This is a genomic window from Bradyrhizobium sp. Rc2d, assembly GCF_900099855.1.
Lineage (GTDB): Bacteria > Pseudomonadota > Alphaproteobacteria > Rhizobiales > Xanthobacteraceae > Bradyrhizobium.
Window position 1 is genome coordinate 38726 of the sequence record NZ_FNCU01000053.1, and the last position, 17222, is coordinate 55947.

Here is a 17222-nt window from a genome sequence, read left to right on the forward strand (position 1 = left end):
CTACCTCATGACAAAGGGATTTGCCGGTGCGCCAACAGCGGTCGAGACCCAGACGCTCTTGGTCTCGAGGAATTCACGGATCGCCTCGATGCCGTTCTCGCGGCCGAGGCCAGAATATTTCATGCCGCCGAACGGCATCATATAGCTGATCGCCCGATAAGTATTGACCCAGACCGTGCCGGCCTTGAGTGCCTTTGACATGCGAAGGGCGCGACCAATGTCTCTGGTCCAGACGCCCGCCGCCAAGCCGTAGATAACATCGTTGCCGATCGCGACCGCTTCGGCTTCGTCCTCAAAACCCAGCACCGACAGCACCGGACCGAACACTTCCTCCTGCGCGATCCTCATCTTCGGCGCAACATCGACGAAGATCGTCGGCTCGACGAATTGGCCGCCCGGAAGGCCGCTCGCAGGACCGCCCCCAAGCACGCAGCGTGCACCCTCGCTGTTGGCAATCTCGATGTAGTCGAGCACTTTTTGATACTGCGCCGGTGTCGTCACCGGTCCGATGTTGGTCGCGGGGTCCATGGGATCGCCGATCCGCGCCATCTTGGCAGTTTCAATGAGTCTCTTAGTGAAAGCCTCCCTGATGCTGTTCTGGACCAGGAGGCGGGAGCCCGCGATGCATGTCTGTCCGGTGGCGGCGAAAATGCCGGAGATGGCGCCGGCAACGGCCGCATCGAGGTCGCAGTCGTCGAACACGATGTTGGGCGACTTGCCGCCCAGCTCCAGCGACACACGCTTCATGGTTTTGGCCGCCGTCGCGTAAATCTTCGCGCCCGTGGTATCGGATCCCGTGAACGTAATCTTGGCGACATCCGGATGCTCGACCAGCGCGCTGCCGGCTTCTGTGCCATAGCCCGCGACCACGTTGAAGATGCCGGGCGGAAAACCGGCCTCGCGGGTCAGCGCCGCGAATTCCAGAGTGCTGGCGGAGGCAAATTCCGACGGCTTGACCACGACGGCGCACCCGGCCGCAATGGCGGGCGCGCATTTGAAGGCGACGAACAGCAGCGGAGAATTCCAGGCGGTCATCGCGCCGACGACGCCAACGGGTTCGTGGCGGGTGAATGCAAAAATCTCGGGCTTGTCGATTGGCGTGACCGCGCCCTCGAGCTTGTCGGCGAGCCCGCCATAGTACCACCACCATTCGGAATGGTAGCGGAGCTGTCCCAGCATCTCCTGTTTCAATTTGCCGTTGTCACGGACCTCGATATCCGCCAGCCGCTCGGCTTCGCGTGCGACGAGATCGCCGAGACGGCGCATCAGCTTGCCGCGCGCCGTGGCCGTCATATCGGTCCATGTGCTTTGGCGCATCGCTCTTGCCGCCGCCGCGACCGCACGATCGACGTCCTGCGCGTTGCCGCGCGGGATTTGTGCCCACGCTTCGCCCCGATAGGGGTCCACCGTATCGATCCATTGTCCAGAAGCAGGGTCGACAAACTCACCATCGATGAACAGTTGGTACTTTTTCATGGTCGTCTCCTTGGCTCGTCATGGGGTGATCGATCGTTCCCTGACTGCGGTAAGGGTGGGATGCTAGGGGGCAAGTAAATTGAGTTTTGCTGGCGTCTCCGTTGAGATTTCCTCTTTAGCGAGATGGGCTATGCGGAGCCGACCGCATGTTGCGTTTTTGTAAACGACGGACTGCGCCATTCTCGCTCTGCGACCGAGCGAACTCCGCATAATTTGAGGAGCTTTCCATGGCGGAGAACTCGGCAATGTCATCGTCCGATTATTCGACGGTCCAGCACGGGCATACACCAAGCGATGCTTCGGCTTTCCGGGGCGCATCATCGAATCCGCTCGTCTCCGCGCTAAAGGGAGTCCGGGTGGTCGATTTTACCCAGATTGCGGCCGGGCCGCTGTGCACCATGCTGTTAGCTGACATGGGAGCCGACGTTATCAAGATCGAGCCCCCCTCCGGTGATATCGGACGTACGCTGGGTCCACCCTTCATCGGCGGCGAGAGCGCCGTATTTCTGGCGCTCAATCGCAACAAGCGCGGCCTCGTCATCGACTTGAAGACCGAGGATGGCCGACGCGATGCCGAAGCGCTGATCGCTACGGCCGATGTTGTGATCGAAAGTTTCCGCCCGGGCGTCGCCGATCGCCTGGGCATCGGCTATCGGGCTATGAAGGCCCGCTTTCCCGATCTGATCTACTGTTCGATCTCAGCCTATGGGCAGGACGGACCGTGGTCGAAGAAGCCGGGCGTCGACGGGGTGTTGCAAGCGGTGACGGGCCTGATGAGCATCACCGGTTCAGACGGCGAACCGCCGACAAAGGTGCAGGCGCCACTTGCCGACATGGTCACCGGCTATCACGCGGTGATCGCTGTGCTTGCTGCGCTCAACCAACGGATAGCCGGTTCGGTTCCAGCTCATATAGATGTCAATCTCTACGCGAGCGCATTGATGCTGCAGCAGGTGCCGCTGCTCGGCTATCTCACGACCAAGGAGTTGCCGAAGCGCTGCGGCAGCGGCGCGCCCTATGCGACGCCGAACGAGGCCTATACGACCGCGGATGGTTACATCCTGATTGCCGCCTACCAGCCTGAACGCTGGGCCAACCTTTGTTCAGCTATCGGTCGACCGGACCTGCAGACGAACGTTCGTTTTGCCACGCTACCGGACCGGATGAGAAACCGGGCCGCGCTGACCAGGGAATTGAATGAAGTATTCGCCCGCTGCGGGACCGATGAATGGATTGCTCTGCTCGAGCCGGTCGGAATCATCTGCGCGCCTGTTGCGACCTATGATGACGTCGCTGCATCGCCCCAGTTGCCAGCGATTCTAACAACAATCCACCACGCGTCCGCAGGCGAATTTGTGCTGCCGGGCTTTGCGATCGGCGGTGCGGCCATGTCCGCCCGTCTGCCCCCGCCAAGGCTTGGCGAGCATGACGACCTGCTTGCTGACATTCTCGCTGAGGTCGAGGACAAAGGCGCTTTGTCCAGTGGATCGCGTTCTGTATAGGATCGCACCGTCCTGGTGGAGTGATGGGGTATCGATTGGAGTGAGGTGACGCGGGTACATTGACCGGGTGGGGATCCGATCGCTGGGTTGCTCTCGCTGCCGGAGGACGCGCTGCCTCCGATCCTGCAGATGAAGGTGGACGACCGCTTCCGGTTCGTCGGGATGCACGGCACGCGGATCGGCAACGGCTTACGGGTTGAAGATCTGCATGGAATCTATGGACGAACCCGATCGATTCCGGATCGACGAGCCTAGCCCTTGAAAGGGGTGAGAGGGCTTTTTGTAAGGTTGACGTTCAAAGGGTATTTCGCGCTTTCCGCGAATCCCTCCCTCTCCGCCATATTAAAACGGCTTCGAGAAAGCCCCGTAAAATAAGGTCTTACTGCACGCCAGAGGCTTCTGGTGTAGCCCCAGGGTGTAGCCCCAAAGCAGCTCCTATTTGGCATACCCAGGTCTTACGGGCAACATTGAAGGCCTTCAGAAGCCGGCACCTGGCCAGAGCCAAACTAAATGTCATCTCGGACGCGCGACGTATCCGGAGAACCTCGTTAGCGCCGCCAAGTCCGGATCTCGGTCAATGGATTTTGGGGTCTGGAGGACTTCGGTTGGGGTCAACAGCGCCTACTCGATTACGTTCTCGCCGACGATCTTGACCAAGTCGAGATCGCCGGACTTGATGTTGCAATCGACGTATTCTCCGGACGCGACGAAGAAGAACTGCGCGCCTCGGATCCACTCCAGTTCGTCGCACAAAGAGTAGTGTTTTCGATGACGCTCGATTGCATTAGCAACCCTGCGCCCATCGAACTCATCCTGAAATTCCCGCATTCACGAATAGCCACCGTCCAAGTCCGTCGCGTGCGACTGCATGTGTCACTGCGCCCATGACACCGTGCTGCTTAAATCGAATCAAAGGCCATCACTCGGCGCCGACACAACATGCTCACTCTGCGAAGTGAGCCACAGCGGACTGCAGGTCAAAAGCCCCGTCGGTGCAACAGGTTTGATGTCCTTTTGGTTGTGGAGATGCTGTAGAGATTGCACATAGTGGGAGCGTTACTGATCCTTCAGAATGGCGCCCGCCGCCTCCGGGACCGACGTCGGACTACTCGACTCTTCGGCTGGCGTACCTGTTCTTAGCTCCGGCGCCGCCGTGCATTCGCCCGCCCAGAGCTTCGTTCCCTTGACCATTCCGACGAGCTTGCAACCAACGGGCGCCCTCGGCTTCGCCTGAATGAGCGTCTTCGCACCAACGGTCGGTCCCTTTGCCGGTGTCGCGCCTTGCGCGAGCGCGATCGTGGCAACGAGCAACATAGTGAAGCAAAGCGCTGTTCTCATAAAGTGGCTCCAGTTCTTCAAAACAAAGATCAGATTACCGATTTGTTGGCGCGCGCCAGATCCTCCAGTGCGTCGGACAAATCAAAACCGGCTCATCGGCCCAAGCATTGTACCAAGCCCCCAATTTTCGGCGGCATGGAAAACCCAGTGGCATAATCCCGGTCTTATCAAGTTCGCCAACCTCCAAGTCGCAATCTTCCGGCGCGAGTTGGATCGGTAGCCACCGCACAGCCCGACATGACATCCCTTAAAGCCTAGAGGGCATCTGTAACTAATGCCGCCACCCGCCTATGGAAGCTACCGATCTGTCTGAACGCATCCTGCCGCTCTGATCCCTCGGGAAGCCGTTGCGCGGCCTCCCATAAGCTCGTTAGCAACCGCACTAAGTCTTCCAATTCATCGGCCTCGGACATTCCAACTGTACGTCGGGTCAACGTTGAGTCCTCACGCAGGAACGGACAAATGTGGGCTGGGCGCGACATGATAGCGCGGCGAGTAAGGGAAGAGAGTAATGCAAATGGCAGTATCGATGCATTCGCCGCGCGGAAGTAGTGGCGCAGCAAAAGGTGCTCTTCTCCACGCACTTTGCGTAGCATCGATCTTCACCTTTTGCTCATGTTGAATACGAGGATCAGCCAGCTTTTGCGGCATCCCTGGATCAACATGGAGCTTTGGTCCAAACACTAACCAAAAGTCAGACTATAATTTTCGGCGCAAGCTGGAGGAAATGAGAGAAGAAGCAACCAGTCTGATTTTCGTTTCGGCTTTCAGATCGCTTTCGCAACGAAACCATTCCGTGAAGGCTGCCAATCCGCATCACAGGTTTGATGACATGGTCCTGTTTCAGGCGTAGCGTTCTGTTCCGGGATGGGGATCGAGGCTATGCAACGCGGCAAGGCGATCACGACGTTGGGTGAGCGGCTTCTCAAGTTCGCTGAGGAGACTCGCCGCGCGGCGCGATTGTTGCCCCGGAGAAGGACGTGAAACCCTGCTAAGTAAGGCGCGTCAGGCTGAGGCGACCGCGAATATTGATAAATGGCTTTCGTCACCGGGGTTAAGACCGCCGGTCTAGCCCGCTGCGAATGCGGGACGATTTCAAGAGGAATTATGGAAGTGAAATTGCGGGGGGCGTCAGGTGAAATTTACAAGCACTTCGGACCGGGGCCTCTTGGCTCTTTACGAGAGCGTGCGCCGTGAAGTCATCGCGGACCTGCGAAATGGCGCGCGCTATCGTTTCATAGGTGAGAACGCCAAGCAATACGCGCGGAAACTGCGAGAGGAACTGGTTCGTCGGCAGCTACCGTTTACTCCGATAGATTGGCCATAGACAGTGCAAGCGTTTCCTCGCCGTCAGCACAACGGCGACGAGCTTCTTTTGTATTGAACTGATGAGACCGGCAGATGAGCGACAAGGCTTCGCTTCCGTCCAGATTTTTAGTTCGTCAGGGGTCTAAGGGTTGGATGGTCTACGATCGGCAGCGAAGGGGGCCGGCAATGGTTGGGACCAGGCCAGCGGTCAATCTGACGAAAGAACAAGCCGACCACATCGAGCGGAAACTCATGGCCGAGGGGGAAGGCACGCGTTGAGCAGTGCCCAGGCGCTAGGTGATAATGGCGCGAATTGTCAGGTTGCGCTGCCCCACTGGCCTATGATCAAGCCCTGCGCTTGCTCGGCTGGGTTGATCGCAACGTCCCTGTCGCCGAAATCGCCGCGAAGAAGATAATCGAGATCGGCGCGACGGGCGCTCGCGATCCCGCAGAGATTTCCAAGCTCGCCGTCGAGCAGCTTGGCATCCGCTTAGACCGCTGGCGCCGTGAAGCGCGTTTCGGGTTAGGGTGAAGAACCGTCGGCATCCCGGCTGCCCATGGGCGTGAACCCGACGGGATACAACATGGACCGGTTTGCTGCGCGCGCATCACCTTCGGTGATCACGCGGGAAAGTCTGTGGAGAGCCACCTGATCCTCCCGAGTGTTTGTTCTCAGCAATTTTTGACAGGATGTCAGCAGAGCCGCAACGGTGGAGACCGCCAAGCGAATGGGAGGGGGTCTACAGTGCATTGCGCTTCGGGGTGTACGACAGGCTTGCCGCGGTCGCACCCTTGTGATGCGAATTTTCGCGAAACGTCCTTTACCGCTTAGCGATAAAGCTGCATCTCCGGTCGCGGATCCGGCTCGAAGCCATCGCGATTCGGCATCGCCACTTTGGGTAAGGTGGCGGCGTTCATCGTCTCGGTTGGCTTGATGATCGTCGCTTGCGCGAGGATATAGGCCACAACACCATAGACGTCGTCGTCGCTTAGCGATCCGGGCGCGTTGAACGGCATCGCCCGTTTCACGTAATCGAAAAGTGTCGTGGCATAGGGCCAGTAACTTTCGACGGTCTTGCTTGGAGTTTTGGTGGCAAGCGTGCCGCGTCCTCCGGTCAGTTTGTCGCCGCCGACGCCCTTCGCCGGATTGCCTTCCAGATGATCGCCGTGACAGGAAGCGCAGTTCTGCGCGTAGATCTTGGCACCCATGGTGGCGTCGCCGCTGCCTGGCGGCAGGCCGCGCCCGTCAGGCGGGATCGCATAGAACTTCGCGAGTTCTTGCTGCGTTGCCGGCACTCCGAAACTGAAGCGAGTAGTGTCCTGCGCCAGCGCGCCGACCGTCAATGGAAGGACAGCCACGCATAGCGATGCCGCGCCGATGCAGGCGTCACGCGTGAACATTGGTCACACTCCCATCGGCGGCGACGGCCCAGCTCTGGATCGCGTTCAGGTGATAGATCGAGCCGAACGGCCCGTTCGATCCGCGGATGGCGACCAGTTGCGCCAGTGTTGGCTGAGTGTAGCCGGTCTCGTCGGTGCACCGGCTTTGCAGCACCGCGGGCTTGCCGTCCCACGTCCAGGGAAAGCCGAAGCGTACGGTGCAGATCGGTTCCGGGACCGACTCCATATGGGCCGGATACCAGGTCTTGCCGGCGTCGCTCGACACCTCCACCGACTGGACGCGGCCGCGGCCCGACCATGCCAGACCAGTGACATTGTAGAAGCCAGACCCTGGCAGCTTCATCTCGCCCGACGGGAAGGTGATGACCGACTTCGCCTCCATTTCGAATGTAAATTGGCGCGCTTTCCCGTCCGCCATCAGGTCGGTGTACTTCGATGTCTCTTCGCGGGTCATGAACGGCTTTTCACTGACTTCGAGCCGGCGAAGCCACTTGATGTGGGTATTGCCTTCGTAGCCCGGTAGGATCAGCCGCAGCGGGTAGCCCTGCTCCGGACGGATCGCCTCACCGTTCTGACCGTAGGCGAGGATCGCATCCTTAAGCATCTTCTCGAGTGGGATGCTGCGCGTCATCACCGCCGCATCGGCGCCTTCGGCGAGCACCCATATGCCACCTTCATCGAGGCCAACCTCGCGGGCGATCGTGGCAAACTGAACGCCGGTCCATTCGGAGGTGCTGAGCAGGCCATGCGTGCCCTGTACCGTCTTCAGCGTCGGCTTGGTCCACTCGGTCAAGCCGTTGCCCGAGCATTCGATAAAATACTTGCGGGTGACGGAGGGAAACCGCTTCAGGTCCGCCATCGAGAACTTCTTGGCCGTACCGACCATGCCGTGCACAAACAGCATGTGCTGTGACGGATCGATGGTCGGGGTGCCGCCGTGGTGACGCTCAAAATGCAGCCCCGAAGCAGTCAGGTTGCCGAGCATTTTGTCGAGCGGCGTCATGCTCCATGAGGTGTATTCATTGGGCGTCGGGTATCGCCAGCGCACCTCGCTTTCGAATTGCGACCGCGATCCGTATCCGCCGTCGGCCGCGACCGCCCGCCCCAGTTCTTTGGTCGGATCGGCCGGAACGTCGAAATACTGCGCGCCGGGTGGCGCCTTCTGGTCTGCGGCACGGGCCGTGCTGCCAAGCACGACCGCAGCCGCGGCGCCCGCGGTCGATCCTGCGGCAAACAGGAATGCACGGCGATTGGTTGGCGTACGGCTGGGGAACATTCCCTCTTTGCACGCGCATTCTTCCTGTGCGCGGCGTTGCGCTAAGTGACGCGCTTCAGCGGCGATCATGTCATCGATCATTCGCCGGGCCTTGTCGTCCAAGATCAGAGTGGGTGCGTTGTTCACGACTCTCCTCCCTGAAATTTTCAAGCTCTCAACGGCCTCCGCCGCGCATGATATCCCGCTAAAGGATAGAAAGCTCTGCCTAATTTCGATTGTCGTAGCAGACATCGCGCTCCCTGATCAGGTCAGTGACGAACAGTTGCCGCCCATCGGCCAGGCTCGGATTGCCAGTCTGACCGAGATCGGTGGCGGGAATGAAGGTTTGCGCGCCGACTTCCTGCCGTGCGGCAGCAGTCTCTTCGACTTTCACTCGCCGCCAGTACCGCATCCACTCCGAATGCGCCTCCGGTCCCATCAGTGGATCCATCGCGCACAGCTCGATCCAGAGGCTCGCCTGAGCGCCGCGAAACGTTGATTGGCCGGATGTTTTACCTCGAGCCATCGCCCCCGCCTCGAGTTTCTAGTGGTGGAGCAGGTTCATGGATGAGGGAAATTCACCATGACACGGTGCCGGCTTCCCAAACCGGATAGGACACTGGGCGAACGACTTATCAAGGAGGTTCGGCTGGCGAGGGAAAAGGCAGATCAATTGCCGCCAGGTGCGGAGCGTGAAGACCTTTTGGAGAAGGCCCGCCAAGCCGATGTGACCGCCCACATTGACGAATGGCTGAACTCGCCGGGATTGCGTTCGCCCAAGTAAGGCCATCTGCCATTTCGCGCGTCACGCCTGGTCTCCGGCGCCGCCGCGATGGTGCCGAGGGTCCCATGTGCCGGCCACATCAATTCGCTCAAACGTCAGAGCCCTTCCTGACCGCATGAAGAGAACTCCGAATCGAAAAAGCGTTTCAGAAACCGAAGCCGCGGCCTGCCTATGCCGCCATTGATATCGCGGTGGGGTACCTCATCAGACGCGGCAAGCGATGCAACTGTCAATCGCGCATGTCGCTGAAATTTATCGCCGGGGTGAGCGAAGGCCGTTGGCCTTAGCGAATTTCGCCATCGCGGCTATCGAGCGCGAGAATCAAGCCGCCCGCGATGCACTTCAGAGCATGCAGAACTTCCACTTTAGAACTGTTGATTAGGTAAGCCCACGCCCGGTCACATCCTCCGCCGGAGCCCGTGGGATTTCCCCGTCGCCGGCAATGCGCTACAATAAGCTCACCGGAAAGAAATACGGGCAACCCCGAGTTTGATAGCCGCTATGGTCAAGCCCTCGCCTGGAATGCGCAAAGTGTTGAGGCAGGCGCACCTGTACGGCCGCCTGATTGCGCACGATGGCAATCTGTATTTCCCCGGCGGCACCCACCGTTTATGCAGCGAGGAGACCGCCATCGCGATGGTCAAGGCAGGCTGGCTCAGGCATCGCGGCGAGGACTACGAGGTTACGCCCGACGGCGTCAGGGCTGATGCGCGGCGCGAATAGCTTGCGTCCGTTGCTACAGGAACGGCGCGCCGATGCAAAGGCAGCCATCGCCGTGCCCGAACAAGATTTGGAGAACAGCCGAGCAATACCCTGACAGCGAACGGCTGCCCGGTGGTCCCTGTTGGCGGGTCAGGCCCGATTCACTTAGTCGTGAATTGGGTCCGCTGCCTGCGCAGGTCTACATCAAGGGTGGGTTGATCGAGACGGTCTCTCGCACCACGAGCGCCATGGGAGGACTGGCCGACAGTGCCAGTGCCCGACGGGGTCAGCGCCGACAGCGCCAGCGTCCTAGCGGCCAGAGAAAGCGAGCATCAACCTCCGCGCCCCACGCGGCGCAAGCGCTTGCGCCCGCGAGTTGGGCGCGGTTGTTTAGCTCGCCATCCAGCGCAAGCAACAAATCGATCGTCGTTTTCTGCTTCGGATTGGGTGAAGCAAGAAGACCCCGAGCAATCGGATCGGTTTCTTCGCGACGACGCGACCGATCTTGCGCTCGTGTGTGCGTATCTGCCTGCGCATGTGAGGCGTGTCGTTGCAGAAGTAATTGAACTTCACAGCGCGCCCAGATCGTCCGGAAGGTCGATTTCGGATCGCTTTTTTGATTTCCCAGAATCGCCGGTGGCGAGATCGATGTGCGGCTGAAGGTAACCAACGCGCGGCTGCAGGCTGGCTGAAGTCGGGCCCGGATCCCGGTTCCAGGCCAGAATGAATCCCCCGGGTTGCCGGATTTCAGCCGCATTGCGACCCAGAACGCGGCCAACGGTCGTAGGCGGGCGGGGGCGCAACACCGGGGTTTTCATGTCCGGTCATTTGCGATTTTGCTTCGCCGCTTTTCTCCTTCTCGCAGGTCTCTCGACGTCGCCTGCATCCTCGAATCCCTTCGCCACCTTCTTTGGCCAAGCCGCTCCTGTTGAAGCCACCGCGCCGGCGCCGGCCGAAAAGGAATGCTTGTCGCAGCCCGGGAAATCGGCGGCCGAGGGCCAGCACTGGGTCTATCGTTTCGATGGCAGCCGCAAATGCTGGTTCTTGGCCGCCGAGGGGACCCCGATGGCAAAGAAATCGGCTCGTCACCGCGCCCCGAAACGGGTCGCCGCCCCCGAGGCCACGCCGCGCAAGCAAAAGGCGGTCGTGGATGCGCGCGCGGAGCTGCTGCGCTCCGCGCCGGCGGACACGCCTCGGCCGGCCCAGCCCGCGCTCGAGCTCAAGGTGGTCGATGCCAGTCCCGTTCCCGCTACGGCGGCCGCGGCGCTCGTGCCGCCGGCACCCGATATCGCCAAGCCCGCGACCGGTCAGCTCACGCTCGATAATCCCACGCCGCGCCAGGTCGACGTGGAGACGCTTCTGGCGGCCGCGCCGGCCGCCAGCGACGCGGTTGCCGCCTCCGTACCCCCGGCGACCCCGGTCGCCGTTCCCATCGCCGAGACGGGCGACGACGGGCCGGGGTGGACGGCAACCTGGCTCGGCGTGCTGCTGATGGCGCTGGGCGTCGGTTGTCTTCTCAGCTCGAGCCGGACACTTCGGGGCGTGCTGGCCGGCTGACCGGTCCTCGGTCGGAGGATGGGGCGGCGGCCATCGCAGACGAACGATCCGCAACCGTCTTTTGCGGTCGCGCGGGATACGTCCGATACGGGCGGCCAAGCCGGAGCGGTCGTCGACGGCTCGACTGGCCGGACCGGTTCGGACTCAGGTCGGGCGTCCGCGCGAGTTCGCACAGTCAGGTTTCCGCGAGAGCGCCTCCGCGCGCCTCACTGGGGGGTTTGATGGGCACCGGATTCATTTTCCACGCTTTGCTGAGGCTCGGTCGATCGCGTCGAACTCGGTCTCATTCAAGCGCCAACCGAGTGCATCGAGATTGGCCCTGGCGTGATGAGGCTTGGTCGCGCCGGGGATGGGGATCACGTGACTGTCGCGCGCCAACAGCCAGTTCAGGGCGACCTGGCTGATGCTGGCATCGTGCGCGCGGGCAATTTCGGCGAGACACGTCAGCAGCGCTTTCGTTTCCATGCTGTCCGACGGCCGCGTGAGGCGGCCGGACGCAAGGGGAAAATACGCGACCAGGGCCACATCGAGCTCACGGCAGGCTTCGACCACGCCGTTTGTTTCCGCCGCTCGCCGGAGCAGGCTGTAGTTGACCTGATTGGCGGCGAGCGGAACGCCCGCCCTTGCGAGGTGATCGGCGATGCGGCGCATCTGGTCCGCATTGAAATTTGCCACGCCGACCGCGCGTGCCTTGCCCGACCTCACCGCTTCGACGAGGCCTTCGGCGAACACTCCCACGTCGATCAAGGGCAGCGGATAATGGACATAGTAGAGATCGATCGTCTCGAGGCCCAGGCGCGCGAGCGAACCGTCTAGCGCGCTCATCAGGCGGCGCGGCGAGGTGCGGCCCGGAAAGGGAAGGAATTTCGATGCGATCACCGCGCAGGTGGGACCGGCGCGCAAGCAGTCGCCCACGACGCGCTCCGAGAAATAGATCTCAGCCGTGTCGATCATGCACGGGCCGGCATCATGAATGGCCCGGCATGTTTCCAACACCGCCCCACGATCGGCGCGCCGCCACTTGTTCGTGCCGATGCCCAAGGGCAGCACGTGGATGCCGGTTCGACCCAGAGGGCGCGGATCATGATCTGCGGGCATCGCGGGGCCTCTGAACAAGGCGATATCTTGGCGAAGCACGACGGCTGAAGCCGGGCTCCGCGCGCAGCGCTGCGCCAAGTGGCGAAGGTGCTCCGCGAGCTTGCGAAGCTCAAGGCGCCATTCGAGTCCGCACGGGACTTTGATCGACCGGAGTCCTGATCGGGACGGAGGGCCCCGCTATGTGCTCACCGGCGAAGCGGCCTTGATTTCAGCACGGTCTTCGCCGGCTTCACCGGAGGTGACGAAGGAGCGTTCCGGGAACAGCGCACGGGCAAGTCGCGGCGCGGACAATTCCTGGCAGGACATGCGATCGATCCTGCGCTGCATCAGTGCGTAGCATTCGCACGCTACGCCCTCGAGCCGCGTCCGGTCGACCTCGACGAAGCCGCGCCGGTCGGACCTGATGGCCCCCGCTGCGCGAAGCTTGCTCATCGTCAGCGTCACCGTCGTCCGCCGCACCCCCAGCAATTGGGCAAGTGCCTCCTGCGTCAGCGGAAGCACGTCGTCGGGAACGCGGTCGTGAATCTGCAGCAGCCACCGCGCCATGCGGCCTTCCACCCGATGCAGCGCGTTGCAGGCGGCCACGTGCTGGAGCTGCAACAACAGCATGCGGGCGTGGACCTGCACCACATGCCGGATGGCCGCGCTTCGCGCATAGGCGAGCCGGAATTTCGCAGCGGAAATCCGCGATGCGGTGCCGGCCACGCGAGCCATCGCGGTCACGGACGACCGCGATGGGCCGAGCACCGAGAGCGAGGCCAATGCGCCTTCCCGCCCCATCAACGTGGTTGCAACCGTTTGCCCGTCGGGCATGTCGACCATGAAGGCGATGGCGCCGCTATGGGGAAAATAAACCTGGTCGAGCTCATCGCCCGCCCGCACCAACACGGCGTCGGGTTCGAACGAGATTTTCTGGAAGTGGGGCGTGAGCAGGCCGAGATCCGCCGGCGGCAACGCCGCCAAGAGCCTATTCCCAACGCTGGTCGGGTGCGCGGTCACCGAGTAGTCCTTCCCGGAACGGGCAACCAATGCCCCCAGTGAGATGCGCTCATCATCCTCAACATTCAGAAGGCGAGATCGGGCCGTATGCGTCGAGGAAGATTCCTCAACTTCGAGACCCATGGTCCCGTGGCATTCGCACGCCACCGCCGCGAGGCGCGATCGGTCGATCTCGATCTGGCCTCGTCGATCAGATCTGATCGCGCCCGACGCGCGCAGATTGCGCATCAGGAGCGTCACCGTCGTTCGTCGCACACCGAGTATTTGCGACAGCGCTTCCTGGGTGAGCGGGAGGACGTCGTGGTCGATGTGGTCGCTCAAATAGAGCAGCCAGCGTGCCATGCGGACTTGGACCGGATGCAGCGCATTGCAGGCCGCGCCGAGCTGGAACTGCGTCAGCATCGCGCTCAGGTGAGCCTGGAGCGCGTGCCGGAGCGCGGGGCTGCGGTTGAAAGCGGCGCGAAATCGAGAGGCGGGAATTCGCGAGGCCGTGCCTGCCGCGTGCACGATGGCGGTAATGGCCGAAGGTGACGGCCCTAGCGCGGAGAGGATGCCGACTGCTCCCTCACACCCGATTGCCGCGGTGGCAACCGTCTGCCCGTTCGCCATGTCGATCATCAGCGAGATGGCGCCGCTATGAGGGAAGAAGACATGCTCGACCTGATCACCCGCTCGCGCGAGGACCGCATCCTGATCGAGCGCGACCGCTTCCAGCTCGGGCGCCAGCAGAGCGAAGTCCGGTGGCAGCAGTGCTGCCAGAAGCCGGTTACCACTTCCGGGGCGACGCGTCACTGCAGGGTGAGGCATCCGCCGCCTTCTCCATTCCGAGGGGCGCGGACCAATGGCCTCAACATCTGTTCGGATCTGCCTTCTCTGTTTGCACCAAGATCCAGTTCACTTCCGGACGCTTTCACTCTCAACAGATAAACTCAAAAACGCTCGCAACTGCGAAGCGGATTTCCTTCTTGCAACATCATCGGGACTTAGATGCAAGTACGCTATGACGCACAATTGGGTATGGGTAACACCGTACGGCGCGGCCACATGAGTTCCAATTTCCGGCGCGCGGCAAACCCTGCTGCGATGGCGGAAACGGCCCCCGCGCCTCAAAAAACGCGGCGGCAGCGTCTCTGCAGGGGCCGCCTCTCATTCATGAGCTAGGGCCAATAGGACTGTACGCGTGCGGGGCTCGACAGGCGAAAAGTCCGGCAAGTAGCCGCACAGTGGCAGGATTGCTATCGTGGGTATGTCCTGACCTCAATGACCGCCTGAGCCGGCATCGCGGCCGGCGAACGCGCTCCGGCAGGCGCTCCACCGCGAGATCAGACGATGAAAGAGGTTATCGATACATCGCCTTCGCGTCGCCAAGTGTTGCGGCTGGCAGCGGTTGTTACGGCATGTGCCGTGGCTGCAAAGGCCCCGAACGCCGCGGAGCCTCCAAGGGGAGAGACCAACTCCTACGTTCCCGCTGATGGTACCGCTACATTCGAGAGCGTTTGGCAGACCGTACGTGATCGCTTTTACGATCCGCGTCACAACGGACTGGACTGGCTGGCAGTCCGGGAGAGATATCTTCCGGAAGTTCAGCGGGCAGCTTCCGGGGATTCTCTGGCGCGCGTCATTAATTCCATGCTGTCTGAGTTGCACGCTTCGCACACGCGTTTCTATACACCGGATGAGCCGGAATATTATCAGCTTGCGGACATTTTCTCCGGCGCACTGCGACGTCGGGGACTGCAGCGTGCGTTTCCAGACGGCCGCGTATCGTACCCTGGCATAGGTATCATTTCCCGTATCGAGGTGGCTGGCCGCAACACGATCACCGCCGTGATCGACGGAACGCCGGCTCAGCAGGCGGGCCTCCGTGTTGGAGACGAGATACTTGCGGCTGACGGCACGGCATTTGAGTCGGTCGAGTCCTTCCGTGGGAAGGTAGGTGAAACAGTTGCCTTAGAGGTGCAGCGGGGCGCCTCGGTGGTGCAAATCCCGGTCAGGCCGGTCGACCTCGAACCCACGAAAATGTTCCTTCGTGGGTTGGAGTCGAGTGCGCGCATCATTGAGTCCAACGGACGACGCATCGGCTATGTCCATGTTTGGTGCTATGCTGGCTCCGTCTACCAACGCGCTCTTGTATCCCTGCTGTCTCAAGGGGTGTTAAGAGACGCGGACGCGCTGATTTTGGATTTGCGGGATGGCTGGGGCGGCGCGCAACCCGAATATCTCGATCTCTTCAATCCCCGCGCGCCAACAATGCAGGTCACAGGCCGAAGCGGCACTAGCGAATTCGTGAATGTGAAGTGGCGCAAGCCCGTTGCGATGCTCATCAACGGCGGCACCCGCAGCGGCAAGGAGGTCCTTGCCTATGGCTTCAAGAAGTACCGGCTGGGCGAACTCATCGGCACCCGGACAGAGGGCGCGGTCCTTGCCGCCACCGCATTCCTCATCGGAGGCGGCCTGCTGCTGCTCGCAGTCGAAGATGTCCGGGTCGATGGCGAGCGCTTGGAGGGCGTGGGCGTGACGCCGACGATCGAGGTCCCGGCAGGCGCGGCCCCCGCCGGGTCGGACGACCCCCAATTGAGCCGTGCTGTCGCGGTTCTGTCCGGGACATGATCCGGGCGTCGTACGCGTGCGCGAAGCAGGGCCAGCGCAAAAATGGTAACTGGAAGCGCGTGTCGGACGCAGGCCTTTGTCGCTTCAGATCGCCCTCGGCGCGTGATGTTCAGAACGATCCAGCCTCTTGATGTAGCTCGGCACCCCGCATCAAGCGGCGGGCGATGTCGGCTGTCTGGTGTGACGCGCGTTCGGTCGGTGAATGGGCCGCCAGATAGCGGGCAACCGCGATGAGAATGTGCCGGCCCTCGTCCGTGTTGCCCCACGCCCCGAACTGCCGGACCCCCGCCTCCAGCATCTGATATGTATGGAAGCCTGCATCTTCGCGCAGCACCGCATGCGCGAGCGTGGCGATCAGCGCCTGCGGCGAATGGCCGAGCGTGAGGTGCCGTGCTACCAGGCGTGCGGCAAGATCGACCTGTCGCTGCCGGTCGAAGGCGTCGAGCAAGGCGGCGCGGATCATCTCTGGCTCCGCGGGCAGATCATCGAGCTGCTCGCCGCCGTCGCCCGGGATGCCTGCCGGCGGCACATTGAGATAGCGAGCAAGGTAGAGCGCCATCGCGCCGTGCAAGACGCCGCGGACAGCCGTGACGTGAGTGTCGACGCTGGCAGTGTCCATCCGCGTCAGCATCTGGTGGACTGCATTGGCGTAGGTGAAGACGTGATGTGCCGTCTCCCAATCGGCGTGCTCGTTGGCAGTGCCGAAGCGCGCCACCCTGAGCGCTGCCGCATACGCGAGGGATTGGCCAAGGTCAGCAGGATCGGCACCGGCGCGGATCGCCCCCTTGAGAGCGTCAACGATCCCGGCCGGATCGTCACCGACGAGTTCTTGAGCAAGTGCGGCGTGGCCCGACCAGTCACGCGCGCCGCGTCCGGCAGCGAACAGGTCCGCGAGTTCGCTGGTTGATTCCTCACACAACAGAACAAGATCAACGGGCTGGCGCCAGGCGGTGGATTCCTCGGCACCACGGGCCGCCACCATCTGACCGACGACTGCCGGCAGCAGAGCCGCCGCGTGTTGCCAACCGATCAGGTCGAGGCACTCGAATGCCTTGTTGATGAAGTCAAGCGAGTGCCCGGTGTCGGCGAACGCCCGGTCGGTCGCAGCGGCGAGCAGGGCATCAGCGAGTTCAGCCGGGGAGAAGCCGGCCGCAATCGCCGTGAGCAACGTGCGCTCGGCGGCCTCACGATG

13 protein-coding genes and 2 pseudogenes are annotated in these 17222 nt (G+C 61.9%); 5 read left to right on the forward strand and 10 right to left on the reverse strand.

Going from position 1 to position 17222, the window contains the following annotated elements; translation table 11 throughout:
* Positions 1-1476, reverse strand: a complete 1476-nt coding sequence (locus tag BLV07_RS38580; RefSeq protein ID WP_091896710.1) for an aldehyde dehydrogenase — start codon at positions 1474-1476, stop codon at positions 1-3.
* A 227-nt stretch (positions 1477-1703) separates the two neighbouring features.
* Here BLV07_RS38580 and BLV07_RS38585 point away from each other — a divergent pair, with 227 nt between their 5' ends.
* Complete coding sequence (locus tag BLV07_RS38585; protein WP_244551363.1) at positions 1704-2978, forward strand: CaiB/BaiF CoA transferase family protein; 1275 nt, start codon at positions 1704-1706, stop codon at positions 2976-2978.
* Between the two features lie 621 nt (positions 2979-3599).
* On the opposite strand, the gene BLV07_RS46905 is transcribed toward BLV07_RS38585, so the two are convergent.
* Complete coding sequence (locus BLV07_RS46905; protein ID WP_143035631.1) at positions 3600-3806, reverse strand: hypothetical protein; 207 nt, start codon at positions 3804-3806, stop codon at positions 3600-3602.
* 2176 nt (positions 3807-5982) lie between these two features.
* On the opposite strand from BLV07_RS46905, the gene BLV07_RS38610 reads away from it, so the two are divergent.
* Positions 5983-6156 carry a hypothetical protein gene (locus tag BLV07_RS38610; RefSeq protein WP_244551364.1) on the forward strand — a complete coding sequence of 58 codons (174 nt, stop codon included), beginning with the start codon at positions 5983-5985 and terminating at the stop codon, positions 6154-6156.
* 296 nt (positions 6157-6452) lie between these two features.
* On the opposite strand, the gene BLV07_RS38615 is transcribed toward BLV07_RS38610, so the two are convergent.
* The 3 genes from BLV07_RS38615 to BLV07_RS38625 all read right to left on the reverse strand — a co-directional run bounded on the left by BLV07_RS38615 (position 6453) and on the right by BLV07_RS38625 (position 8806).
* Positions 6453-7025: a c-type cytochrome gene (locus BLV07_RS38615; protein ID WP_091896727.1), complete on the reverse strand. Its 573-nt coding sequence runs from the start codon at positions 7023-7025 to the stop codon at positions 6453-6455.
* On the reverse strand, positions 7012-8301 hold the full coding sequence (gene soxC / locus BLV07_RS38620) for a sulfite dehydrogenase (RefSeq protein ID WP_091896766.1): 1290 nt from the start codon (positions 8299-8301) through the stop codon (positions 7012-7014). Before soxC ends, BLV07_RS38615 begins: the two co-directional genes overlap by 14 nt.
* A gap of 205 nt (positions 8302-8506) precedes the next feature.
* On the reverse strand, positions 8507-8806 hold the full coding sequence (locus BLV07_RS38625; RefSeq protein WP_143035632.1) for a hypothetical protein: 300 nt from the start codon (positions 8804-8806) through the stop codon (positions 8507-8509).
* Between the two features lie 759 nt (positions 8807-9565).
* Here BLV07_RS38625 and BLV07_RS38635 point away from each other — a divergent pair.
* The gene (locus BLV07_RS38635; RefSeq protein WP_091896736.1) at positions 9566-9787 is read left to right on the forward strand and encodes a hypothetical protein; all 222 of its coding nucleotides are present in this window, start codon (positions 9566-9568) and stop codon (positions 9785-9787) included.
* Between the two features lie 265 nt (positions 9788-10052).
* Here BLV07_RS38635 and BLV07_RS46910 read toward each other — a convergent pair whose 3' ends face one another.
* Positions 10053-10436, reverse strand: coding sequence for a hypothetical protein (locus tag BLV07_RS46910; protein WP_143035633.1), 384 nt, complete (start codon positions 10434-10436; stop codon positions 10053-10055).
* Between the two features lie 146 nt (positions 10437-10582).
* Here BLV07_RS46910 and BLV07_RS38645 point away from each other — a divergent pair, with 146 nt between their 5' ends.
* Positions 10583-11323 carry a hypothetical protein gene (locus BLV07_RS38645; RefSeq protein WP_091896742.1) on the forward strand — a complete coding sequence of 247 codons (741 nt, stop codon included), beginning with the start codon at positions 10583-10585 and terminating at the stop codon, positions 11321-11323.
* 234 nt (positions 11324-11557) lie between these two features.
* Here the strand turns inward: BLV07_RS38645 and BLV07_RS38650 are convergent, their stop codons facing one another.
* The 3 genes and pseudogenes from BLV07_RS38650 to BLV07_RS48055 all read right to left on the reverse strand — a co-directional run.
* Positions 11558-12421, reverse strand: coding sequence for an aldo/keto reductase (locus BLV07_RS38650; protein ID WP_091896745.1), 864 nt, complete (start codon positions 12419-12421; stop codon positions 11558-11560).
* A 177-nt stretch (positions 12422-12598) separates the two neighbouring features.
* Entirely contained in the window at positions 12599-13420 is an 822-nt protein-coding gene (locus BLV07_RS38655; RefSeq protein ID WP_244551365.1) for a Crp/Fnr family transcriptional regulator, read from the reverse strand.
* 159 nt (positions 13421-13579) lie between these two features.
* Positions 13580-14227, reverse strand: a pseudogene (locus BLV07_RS48055) (Crp/Fnr family transcriptional regulator); the annotation flags it as partial.
* Positions 14228-14749: 522 nt separating this feature from the next.
* Between BLV07_RS48055 and BLV07_RS38660 the strand changes: the two are divergent.
* Positions 14750-16030, forward strand: a complete 1281-nt coding sequence (locus BLV07_RS38660) for a S41 family peptidase (protein ID WP_091896748.1) — start codon at positions 14750-14752, stop codon at positions 16028-16030.
* Between the two features lie 109 nt (positions 16031-16139).
* On the opposite strand, the pseudogene BLV07_RS38665 reads toward BLV07_RS38660, so the two are convergent.
* Positions 16140-17222: pseudogene (locus tag BLV07_RS38665) on the reverse strand (Rieske (2Fe-2S) protein); the annotation flags it as partial.

Coding starts and splice junctions, on each gene's coding strand:
- BLV07_RS38580 (WP_091896710.1), bottom strand. CDS start 1,476: ATGAAAAAGTACCAACTGTTCATCGATGGTGAGTTTGTCGACCCTGCT.
- BLV07_RS38585 (WP_244551363.1), top strand. CDS start 1,704: ATGGCGGAGAACTCGGCAATGTCATCGTCCGATTATTCGACGGTCCAG.
- BLV07_RS38645 (WP_091896742.1), top strand. CDS start 10,583: ATGTCCGGTCATTTGCGATTTTGCTTCGCCGCTTTTCTCCTTCTCGCA.
- BLV07_RS38625 (WP_143035632.1), bottom strand. CDS start 8,806: ATGGCTCGAGGTAAAACATCCGGCCAATCAACGTTTCGCGGCGCTCAG.
- BLV07_RS38635 (WP_091896736.1), top strand. CDS start 9,566: ATGGTCAAGCCCTCGCCTGGAATGCGCAAAGTGTTGAGGCAGGCGCAC.
- BLV07_RS38615 (WP_091896727.1), bottom strand. CDS start 7,025: ATGTTCACGCGTGACGCCTGCATCGGCGCGGCATCGCTATGCGTGGCT.
- BLV07_RS38660 (WP_091896748.1), top strand. CDS start 14,750: ATGAAAGAGGTTATCGATACATCGCCTTCGCGTCGCCAAGTGTTGCGG.
- BLV07_RS46905 (WP_143035631.1), bottom strand. CDS start 3,806: ATGCGGGAATTTCAGGATGAGTTCGATGGGCGCAGGGTTGCTAATGCA.
- BLV07_RS38650 (WP_091896745.1), bottom strand. CDS start 12,421: ATGCCCGCAGATCATGATCCGCGCCCTCTGGGTCGAACCGGCATCCAC.
- soxC (WP_091896766.1), bottom strand. CDS start 8,301: ATGTTCCCCAGCCGTACGCCAACCAATCGCCGTGCATTCCTGTTTGCC.